The sequence below is a fragment of the Hymenobacter crusticola genome (assembly GCF_002154225.1).
Taxonomy (GTDB): Bacteria; Bacteroidota; Bacteroidia; order Cytophagales; family Hymenobacteraceae; genus Hymenobacter; species Hymenobacter crusticola.
Genome location: NZ_MTSE01000053.1, coordinates 1 through 10,399, shown reverse-complemented (window position 1 = coordinate 10,399; position 10,399 = coordinate 1). Strand labels below are relative to the sequence as shown.

Sequence of the window (10,399 nt, the reverse complement as noted above, 5' to 3'; positions counted from 1 at the left end):
CGGGGGCAAAGTAGAAGATCTTGCCCAGCGATTCAGACCCAAATGCCCCGCCATTGAGGGCATAAAAACCGCCCAATACATCATCAGCGACCAGCAACAAGCCTGCGGGTTTGCCCTGGTTCCACCCCATCAAGGTGCGATTCAACGCCGGGCTGCCCGAGCCGAGAATGCGCAACCAGCCCCCATCGACCAGCAAACCACCCGTCTCATAGATGATGGCGCCCATGGGGGAGCGGGTGGTGACTTGCGCGGCCAGCAAGGTACTATCGGCCCGAGCAGGGGTCTTGGGCAGGACCTGTACCTGATTTTTGGCGGCGCGCAGCCAGTCGCTCACTAGGTCCCAGCCGGGTTCTTGCGCGTTGATCAAGTCGGCCAGGGGTCGAGGGGAAGGCACTTGGGCCACTAAGCGGGTACTAAGCAAAAGGAAGAGAGCCAACCAGAAATAGCGGTGAGGGGAGAGCAGTCGTATCACAGTAGGATAGCCAATAAGATAGAAAGTAGACAACAAACGTTAGGGCGTTACCCCAAATGGGCCTAAAAATAAAGCACAAGCATGGAAAATATGCTAAAACAAGGACTATTCACTTGAATTATCCTTTTATTACTTTTCCCAGATTGCCTGCATAAGCACGATTATGTAAAGCAACTTTTCCAGGATTAAGATAAACAGACAAATGACTATTTTCTTGATTTTGTCTGATTTAACTCCATTCAAGAAAAGAACAGGATTGTTAACAAATGCTGTGGTGTTCCTTTTTTGTACAATCACCGAAATTGGTGAAGTAGTTACTCATTCTCAAAGTGGAGAAATCAGATAAGCATCTACTATATACCAGAAGTTGTTGAACGTAAAATAAGTTCTAGTTGAAATTCCTACCCTGCTGAGTACTACAGGCCTGAAAATAGGGTTAAGATGAGAACACTGCTGATTAAAATATTATATAATGTATATGGCATAATTTTTCAGGTGAGTAAGCACAACACGCTGGCTATTGATCCCTACTTATTGATGACTTTTCGCTATTCTTCGCTATTCACTTTCTACCAGCGCTGCCTTCTTCTATGGCAGATCTGTCTGCTGTACATAGTCTTCTTATCGATTATCCCGTTGAAAGCCGTGCAGGCTCAAACGTGGCGTCAAGCGCTGAATGGCAACAGCTACCAGCCGCCTAATGACAGGAGTCGTTATGACAGTCAAAATCCAGGGACTTCGCTTGCATACAAAACTGCCATTGATGTTCAGGGCAATGTGTTCGTGACCGGCACATTCACAGGAATAATAACTTTTGGTACTACGCGCCTAACAAGTGTAAACCCGATGAGCCGCTACGGAAATGACGTGTTCGTCGCCAAATGGGATGTTGCAGCCCAAGATTGGGCCTGGGCTGTCAGCGGCGGTGGCGATGACGACGATATCGTGAACGGAATAGCAGTCAGTGGCAATAACGTCTACGTGACCGGATCTTTTTTAACAGGTAGTAACACTCGTTACGCTGGCACCACTCTAGTTGGTACAGGCGACCGGGATATATTCCTTGCCAAGTACATCGATAATGGCACTAGTGTGAGTAATGGCTGGGCTATTCGCGAAGGAGGTGTCCTCAATGATGAGGGAACTGGAGTGGCGGTGAATGGTAGTACAGTGTATGTAACAGGCTTTTTCGTCACGGATCCCTTTAGTTTGCCTGACGTTACCATTGCGGGGACCGTGCTGACTAATGTGGGTATAGGCAGTACCGCAGATCTATTTGTGGCTAAATACACCGACACTGGCCGGAGTGTACGTGGTGCCGGGGCAGCCAGCGGGGGTAGCGTTACTAGTAGCGTATTTAGCACTGCCATAGCCGTCAGTGGCAACCGCATCTATGTGACAGGCTGGTTTACTAACCAATGTACCGTGGCCGGTACGAGGCTCACTGCAACAGGAAATTCGTTCGACGTATTTATCGCCAAGTACACTGATACGGGATCTGGCTTTAATAATGGGTGGGCTATTAGCGAAGGCGGTCCTGATACTGATAGGAGCACGGATATAGCCGTGAGTGGTAATAACGTCTATGTGACAGGGCAGTTTGAAGATCAGGCTAGTTTCGCGGGCACTTGGCTTGATTCAGAGGGTTTTCAGGACATGTTCGTGGCTAAGTATGTCGATGAGGGGACTAGCGTGAGCAAGGGCTGGGCCACCAGCGGGGGGGGGTACCAATCCGACATTGGTTCTGGTATTACCGTCAGCGGGGAGCAAGTATACGTAACCGGTACTTTTGCCGGCGCGAGTTTCTACAAGGCTCGATTTGCAGGCACCACCCTGGTTGGGCACGACGATAACGACCTGTTCGTGGTGCAGTATATTGATAAGGGCATGAGCTTCCGCAATGGGTGGGTCACTAGTGGGGGGAGTGCCCCCATTTCGGGCGGGTATGAATCTGATGCGGGTTATGCGATTGCCGTGAGTGCAGGAAAAGTGTACGTAGCAGGGCAAACGGGCTCGGATGTTGCCAGATTTGGTACGGTACCTGAACTGTTAGCTCCCCGCAAGTCGGCGATACTGGGACGCTTGGAGGCCGGCACTGGCACCTGGCAACAGGTAGAGGGCCCGTTGCAAGGAGGGATCTCCAGTTGCACTAGCACGGCCGCTGATGCCAGTGGCAACGTATTCGTCACGGGCTCCTTCACGGGCACAGTAGGTTTTGGCACTTTCCGTTTGACCAGCGTAGGTGGGTCCGACATGTTCCTGGCCAAATGGAATGCCCCGACCGCCACGTGGGTATGGGCGAGCCGAGCGGGTGGTTCTACCAATGATATCGGGTATAAGGTAGTGCTAGAGGGGAATAATGTGTATGTCACGGGCAGCTTCACCAACCGCGCCAACTTTGCCGGCACATGGGTGCAGGCCGTCGATAGCAGTGACGTATTCGTTGTCAAGTACATCGATAATGGAACCACTATCGGCAATGGCTGGGCTATCAGTGCAGGGGGGAGCGGCAACGATGCGGGCCAGGGACTTGCTGTCAATGCCAGCAACGTGTATGTCACCGGTCATTTTGCCAGTGGTCACAACGCCTATATTGCCGGCCAAGCGCTCTCTGGAGCTGGTAATCAGGATGTGTTCGTGGCGAAGTACACGGATACCGGCCTCAGCGTTCAGAACGGATGGGCCATTAGCGGCGGCGGTACACGTAAGGATGATAGTCATGCAGTGACGGTGAGTGGCACGAATGTGTACATCACCGGCGAATTTACCAGCAACACCAGTGCTGTCTTGTCTGGCACTGAGCTGGTGGGAGCAGGGTACACGGATCTGTTCGTAGCTAAGTACGTCGATGAGGGGAGCAGCGTGCGCAATGGGTGGGCTGTTAGTGGAGGAGGGAGCCGCAATGACTACAGTTACGATGTGTCCGCTAATGGCCGGAATGTATACGTGACAGGCGAAATCACGAACACCTATGATGTACGCGTAGCAGGCACTTTGCTTACCGCACCTGTTGCTGCTGGTTCATGGTTATATCCTGACCCTAACCTATTCGTAGCCAAATACATCGACGAAGGCAGTATGGTGCGCGATGGCTGGGCCACGAGCGGGCGTTGTTCCCACTCTGATGGGGGCAGGAGTGTGGTAGTAAGTGGCAGCAACGTGTATGTGACGGGCTACTTAACAGATGGCACTTTTAACAGTTCCTACCCCGTAATTGCGGGTACTACCTTAATACAAAAAAATGGATTGTTCGTGGCCAAGTACGTCGATGGAGGAACCAGCTTCCGCAATGGGTGGGCAGCCATTGGGGGTGATGCTGATGCCGTGGGCTATGGCTTGGCGGTCCAGGAAAACAGTGTGTACGTAGCGGGCGGCGTGACTGATGAAGCCCGCTATGGTCCCTTTGAACTAAATACTATCAGCGGCCACCTCAACTTTTTAGGTCAACTCACGGATGATGTCGTGCTAGCGACACGTCAAGCAATCCCCTCGTCCAAGCCGACCGGACTACAGGTATTCCCCAATCCGACGCGCTCGTCGGCTACGTTGCACGGCGCAACACCTGGTGCAGCTGTGCAGGTACTTGACGCCCTGGGTCGGATTGTCGTGCTTACGATGGCTGACTCTCTAGGTGCCGCTCACTTGCCCACAGGCCTACCAGCCGGCGTGTATACAGTACGTGCGGCTGACCGTGCTACTCGCTTGGTGATAGAATAAGAACAAAAGTTAATAAGAGACTATAGAATAGTTTAATCATTCTTGATTGGCCACTCAGTTGGTAGTAACACAAGTCCTTACTTATTTATGCCTCTATTATTACATTTTCGGTTCAGTTTATCTTGCTTGTTGGGATCGTTCATGCTCCTGCTACTTACTGCCCCCCGTATGTGGGCACAAACAATTACCTGGTCAGGCGCACAGGAATTATTAGACCGTAATAAAGGATCTATCACGATCACCGCCACGACGGCGGATGCGAAAGGCAACATATACCTAACCGGCAATTTTCTAGGCACCGTAACACTAGGTAATTCCATTTTGACGACCTCAAGTGGGAACTACGAGCAGGATGTGTTCGTAGCCAAATGGAACAAAGCAACTACTCGCTTCGAGTGGGCCGTGCAGTCCGGTATTCTTTATGAACACGATGAAGCGAGAGCCATCGCTGTGAGTGGCACAAGTATATACGTGACGGGGGTAGGGATCGGCTCCTTTCGCACCTCATCCGTGACACGTGGTGTAGGGGAGGTCTTTGTGGCCAAGCTGCTCGACAGAGGCTCGACAGCTCAGTTTGTGTGGAATCATCAGGTAAGTGGCCTTAGAGGTTCGAGTCCTTATGCTCGATCAGACTATCCTACAGCTCTCGCTGTGAGCGGAACCAACGTCTACGTAGCGGGCGCTTTTCGCTCCGACATTGCTCATTTTGGGACTGTTGCTTTAACTAACATCAATACTCGTGGCTTTTATGACTCCTTTGTGGCCAAACTCACCGATGAGGGTGCCACCAGCCACTTTGACTGGGCCAAACGTGCACGGCAGCGCAGTGGCGAGTGGGCCGACGATGAGATAACGGCACTAGCTGCGAACGGCACGAGCGTCTACGTAGTCGGAACGCAGGGTGGCAATTCCGCTCATTCTTACTTTGCCAAACTTACGGACGCCGGTGTCACAGCCCGCTTCGTCTGGCGGCGTGAAAGTGAATATCAATATGGGGCTGCCAAGGCTCAGGCAATTGCGGTGAGCGGCACCAGCGTGTACGTAGCGGGAACTGATCGGGGTAATTACTTCGTGTTTGGCTTCCCAAAATTAGTTAACACCGACGGATCGACTGTAAATGCATTTGTCCTGAAGTGCATAGATATGGGCGACCAAAGCAAGAGTGAGTGGGCGCTTCCAGTTAGCGGAACAAGCGGCAATATTCAAGTTCAAGGTCTTGCCGTCAGTGGCTCTGATGTGTATCTAGCGGGATCTTTTTGGGACACCGTTTCCTTTGGTAGTAATCGGTTGACGACTCTACCACCAGGCTATTTCATTAGCCGCAATGAAGATATATTTGTAGCTAAGGTTACCGAATCGGGTGCGATAGGCCGCTTTGCGTGGGCGCTACAGGCGGGGGGCAATTACGAGGATCAAATAGCAGGCCTAGTACTGAGTGGCCAAGACGTTTTCGTTGCCGGGTTTGCGGCGGCGACTTCTTATTTTGGCCCTTTTGTCATCAACGGATCTGCACCAGGAAGTGCTCTTGCCTACAATCGGCTGAGCATTGTGGCCTATATCACTGATTCGGCTATGCAGTCACCGATGGTCCTGCCGACCAGCCAAGCTGCGAGGCAGTGGGGAGTGGAACTCTATCCCAATCCAGCCTCCGGGCAAGCGACGGTGGTGATGCCTATCATACAAAACTCCTCATCTGCTACACTAACGTTGCGCGATGCCGTAGGCCGAGTGCTGCGCAGCTATTTCGTTCCACCTAGCATCGGCGAGCGGCGGCATATCCTAGACTTGGCGGGTTTACCAGTAGGCCTGTACGCCCTGCATGTTCAGGTAGGATCGAAGCAGATCGTTCGCTGGCTTACTATTCACTAAGATTTACAGGCTAGAAACGCATCTTACCAAAACTTAGTGAGGTTCTTCTTGTAAAAAAGTAAAGGCTGAAATGCAAATCGAACATATTTTAGAACTGTCTTAGTTGAGTATTTCCAAGGAAGAACGCTTGTAAGTGTGTTCGGCATGCCTCGAAAAAGATCATTAACGTAATGTTTGTTCTCGGACGGACCTCGGAATAATAGCAAGTTTATTCCGCTGCCTTCTACTTGCATCTGTAGTACTTTGGCAAGGAATACTCGCCTACGCTTCGTTCTTTTGTATGCCTCCTAAGCTCCCGAAGAAGTCCGTCTTTTTGCAGCTGCTGCGCCGCTCCCTGCGCCAAGCGAAAGCCGCCCACGATATGGTTCTCTGGGAAGAGTTGCAGCAAGTACAACACGCCTGGCAGCAGCCCTTTCCACGGCTAACGCGCTTGTTGCAGCAGGCCAGTAGCCACCAGACCAAGCATTATATTGCCGAGGCCTTCGCCCTGGCCCAAGATCCACGCGCCGTGCCCGTCCTGATCCGAGCCGCCAAGCAGCCCGAGAATAGCGCGGACAATGCCCCTTACTTCTGGGCCTGTGAGCACTATGATTGCAGCGCCTACTTGTCCTTCTTCGTGCAGTTCTTGCTGCAGTGCCAAGATCCGGGCGAGGCCATGCTAGCCTGCGTAGCCGTCATTGAAGCGATGCCAGGTCCGTTTGCGCCTCCGGTTATCAAGCGAGCCATTACGCGGCTCTTGCTGGGTAAGCGGCCCGTGGTCATGCCCGAATTACAGGTGCAACACGAACTCTTCTTGGCCCAGGCCAGCTATGCCCTGGCAGATGCCTACTTTGAGCAGGTCGATCAGGCGTGGAAAACGGACGCGGGAACTCCTTGGACTTTTTATCAGGGACTTAATCAGAAAAGCGCTTCGGCAAACCAACGAAAGCAACAAGAGCCAAATAGCACAAACCCTAACCAGTCCTGCCAATGAGCTCTAGCAGAGCATTTCAGGCGCTCCAACAGCTGATAACGTTTTCCAATCGTTCGTGGCTGTTGCAGAACCCTATCTGTATTCCAAAGAAGCTATGTTTAACCCCTTGTTCACGTAGAATAGCTGCCATAAACAGGTTTTCTAGCCTGTTTCACTCGTTGGTACTCGCCATCCGATTTACTACTGGGAGTTCTGCAACAGCCACGTTCTATAGGAAGATGAACTGTGTTAAAAAGCAAGTGGTGCGACCACCTTTTTGGTAAAATCAGCTTGATAGGGTACACCTGAGGTCACGATGGCATAGGCCTGCTTGAGGAGCTTGTTGCAGACGGCAATCAGGGCCAGCTTGCCGTTTTTGCCTTTGGCCACCAGGCGGTCGTAGAGCGCTCGGCACGCGCCGTTTGCCCGACGAGCGGACCAGCTGCACCTGAATAACTTACTGCGAATCAGTGCGCCACCCATCTTGTTAATCCGCGCTTTGCCTCGCACACTCGTGCCCGAGCGGAACTCGCGCGGGCACAGACCGGCCTTGGCAATGAGCTGGCGGTGGCTAGGGAAGCTGGTGAAACCGCCGGCGAAGAGCAGTAAGTACGCCGCCGTCTTGCGGCCGATGCCGGGAATGGAGCAGAGCAGTTGCATTTCAGGTGGGTAGCGCGCTTCGATCGTCGTCAACAGCTTGGTTTCGAGTTGCTGCACTTGCTCTTCCAGGTGTAGTAGCGTCTGACGCAGTTGCTCCAGCGCCGCCAGACTGACGACAGGCTGCGCCTGGAGGGCTTCCAACGCGTTATGCACCATGGTTTTCTGTCGAATAAGTAGCTCCACTACCTGTTCCACTTGGCGACATTCGACGAGTACCGTTTCCTCGGGTTGCCAGCGCGGGGCAGCTTGCTGCTGCCCATAACGCAGGAGCCACTGGGCATCCTTGCGGTCGGACTTGCCCTTGCCCAAATGCATCTGGATGAAGCGCTTCACGACGAGCGGATTACGTACGGCCACTTGCGCGCCAACGGCGACCAAGTGGTAGGCTACCGCCAGGTAGTAGGGGCCAGTAGCTTCCAGTACATACAGGCTCGCCGCCCCGCCGCAACGCACCAGCTGCCGAAACCCAGCTGGGGTATTGGCCACTTCCAGGTGCTGTAGGTGCGCCCCCATCTGGTGGCACACCGCTAAGGTGGCTTTGCTACCATCTACTCCAACAACTGCTTGTGTGGTAGTCATAGACCAAAGGGAAAAAGTGAAGTACTTTTCTCGTGCGTTCCAAGGCGTGCTTTTTCAATCCTACTACAGGCTCTCAGGGCCTAGCGGAACTGTCCAAAGTGGCCGTAGAACAGGAAGGCGATGCTTCATTTTCCACGGGCTCGGACGCCCACCGTTATAATGAATCTTATTCCTTCCTGTCGCAACGAACACCCAAGTTTAAGCTTCCGCTCAAACATAGGACGTTATAAGCAGACCTCACCGGAGTAGTAGTTACTAAATTGCCTACGGTGTTTGAGGAAATACGACTTTATAGACGGTGGTAATGCGTAAGTACTCTCCGCAGCAGCGATACCTGTCCTGCGAGGTCCCCGTAACAAATTGCTGGATGGAAGCCTTCATTAGCCATACGGACGGACCAGTTGCCGGGCGTACCCGAAGGCTATCGCAGAAGAGCGGCGGCGGATTGCGCTGCCAGAAGGGTCCTTCGTCGCCTTGTCCAACTTCTAAGCTGTCGCCTGTCGCGAGGTGGCACACAAAAGTGATCTGGCGGCTTGCTGGCGTATAAAAGGCCGTGTCGGCCCGGTAGATGGGCTGCCACATTCTTAGGTCAGCGGTATCGCCGGTGCTAACCAACGTGATCGTTAGCGGAGCAGCGGTATTAAGTAGTCTAGTTGCCGTGTAACCTGTGTCGGCGCACGCGGCTAGCGGTAGCAGGAACAGTCCTAACAGTTTTGTAGAACACATAACGTAAAAGTAGCGACGACATGATCAAATCGCAGACCCTGCTGGTAAGTGTGTCGTACTAGGGTCCTCCCTATACAGTACATATTCAGCGTTAGTCTAGAGAGAAAGTTATCCTTATTTAAACGTATTGTACCGGCTTGGACATTTTCCAAACGGACTACCATAAAGTGTCCAAGCCGCTCAACTTAGACTAGGCACTCAGTTGCGCTAGTAGACAAGCCCCATTGATCATAGATCGAGCAGCACTACCGGTCCTTTGCCAGCGGGATAGCTCCGCAATTCCTTCTCCTCTCCCAACTGCCCTATTCGGGGAGAAAGAGGTGCTCTTTGAGCCGTCATCAACACTGGAAGCGTAACGGCGCACTTTACCCGCGAACCACGGCGTTAACGCGGCGGCGCGAAAAGCACTTGGTTATCAATCAGCCAATCGCACCTGCGCATGGGGTAATGTCCCTGCCGTACGTTGTTTCAGCGATTCAGCAGCACGCTCAGGGATAGATTGAGCGTATAATAATCCAGCCGTTGCCGGGGGACGGGAACGGCGGTCTGCGTGCCGAGCAAGAACCAAGTACCACGGTCAAACGTGTAGGCGTAGGCCCCAGCTAGCCCGAGGTCCAGTTCGCCCTGGCCCAGCCAGGACACGTCGCGAAACGTATAGTAAATCCCCGCGCCCCCCTGCGCAACCATGGTGCGGGCGCGTAGCGTAAACGAACCCGGCCGCTGCCACAGGCTATCCAGGGAGGTGATAGCCGCACCATTGCGATTGTAGGTGAGATTCAACAGCCGGTACCCGACTCCCAGACTGGGCAGCACGACTTTCACGCGTTTATCCACCAAGACCTTGTGTAAGGCGAAGCCTACCGTGTGCGCCTCCAGCGAGAACGTCGGCGTGGCGGCCAGCAGGTCCGGCGTAGTGACGGCATGTTCGTAATAGAGCGAACCGTAGCCAAAGACGGCATTGCTGGCTAACAAGTGTAGGCTGGTGCTGGCTCCTGCGGATGGGAGCCGCGCCGGCGTGGTCGCCGCAAAAAACGTGTTGAGTGGCGTCACATTAAAAGAGGCAGCTCCCACATCGGCCCGCAGACCCCAGTAGGTGGGAAGCGCAACCGGCTTATCGAGTAGAGCCCCCTGTTGCGCGTGGCAGCCCACGGCGAAGCCCAGCCCACTACTGGTTAGCAGAAAAGAGTGATAAAAGCACGTCATCGAAAGCCAATAAGAAAGATTAAAAAGGGGCTAAAAACTGCGCTCGTAGCTAATCGCCGGTAGCATAGGAAACAGGCTAAATTGATCCAGCTGTTTCTGCTTCTGCTGGTCCAGACGGTAGTAGATATAGTACGGGTTATGGCGGCTGTAGGCATTGAAAACCAAGGAGCGCGGATGGAACGGGCGATCGTCCTCGGCGGCAAGTGCCGCGTTTCCCTGGG

Annotated in this window: 8 protein-coding genes; 3 read left to right on the top strand and 5 right to left on the bottom strand. The window is 53.2% G+C overall.

What is annotated here, in order from left to right; genetic code table 11:
• The coding region (locus tag BXP70_RS28020) for a DUF2625 family protein (protein ID WP_218779891.1) at positions 1–436 on the bottom strand (436 nt) is incomplete at its 3' end.
• 573 nt (positions 437–1,009) lie between these two features.
• Between BXP70_RS28020 and BXP70_RS28015 the strand changes: the two genes are divergently transcribed.
• The 3 genes from BXP70_RS28015 (at position 1,010) to BXP70_RS28005 (ending at position 7,031) form a co-directional block, all read left to right on the top strand.
• The gene (locus BXP70_RS28015; RefSeq protein WP_086597433.1) at positions 1,010–4,189 is read left to right on the top strand and encodes a T9SS type A sorting domain-containing protein; all 3,180 of its coding nucleotides are present in this window, start codon (positions 1,010–1,012) and stop codon (positions 4,187–4,189) included.
• An 87-nt stretch (positions 4,190–4,276) separates the two neighbouring features.
• Positions 4,277–6,058, top strand: a complete 1,782-nt coding sequence (locus BXP70_RS28010) for a T9SS type A sorting domain-containing protein (protein WP_143436754.1) — start codon at positions 4,277–4,279, stop codon at positions 6,056–6,058.
• 280 nt (positions 6,059–6,338) lie between these two features.
• Positions 6,339–7,031 (top strand): hypothetical protein, encoded by a 693-nt coding sequence (locus tag BXP70_RS28005; RefSeq protein WP_086597431.1) that lies wholly within the window; start codon positions 6,339–6,341, stop codon positions 7,029–7,031.
• A 228-nt stretch (positions 7,032–7,259) separates the two neighbouring features.
• Here the strand turns inward: BXP70_RS28005 and BXP70_RS28000 are convergent, their stop codons facing one another.
• The 4 genes from BXP70_RS28000 to BXP70_RS30130 all read right to left on the bottom strand — a co-directional run.
• A complete protein-coding gene (locus tag BXP70_RS28000; protein WP_086597430.1) occupies positions 7,260–8,249 on the bottom strand; it encodes an IS110 family RNA-guided transposase in 990 nt (329 codons plus the stop codon).
• A gap of 264 nt (positions 8,250–8,513) precedes the next feature.
• Positions 8,514–8,975, bottom strand: coding sequence for a hypothetical protein (locus BXP70_RS27995; RefSeq protein WP_143436753.1), 462 nt, complete (start codon positions 8,973–8,975; stop codon positions 8,514–8,516).
• Between the two features lie 468 nt (positions 8,976–9,443).
• On the bottom strand, positions 9,444–10,178 hold the full coding sequence (locus BXP70_RS27990) for a hypothetical protein (protein WP_086597428.1): 735 nt from the start codon (positions 10,176–10,178) through the stop codon (positions 9,444–9,446).
• 30 nt (positions 10,179–10,208) lie between these two features.
• The coding region (locus BXP70_RS30130) for a hypothetical protein (protein WP_179197885.1) at positions 10,209–10,399 on the bottom strand (191 nt) is incomplete at its 5' end.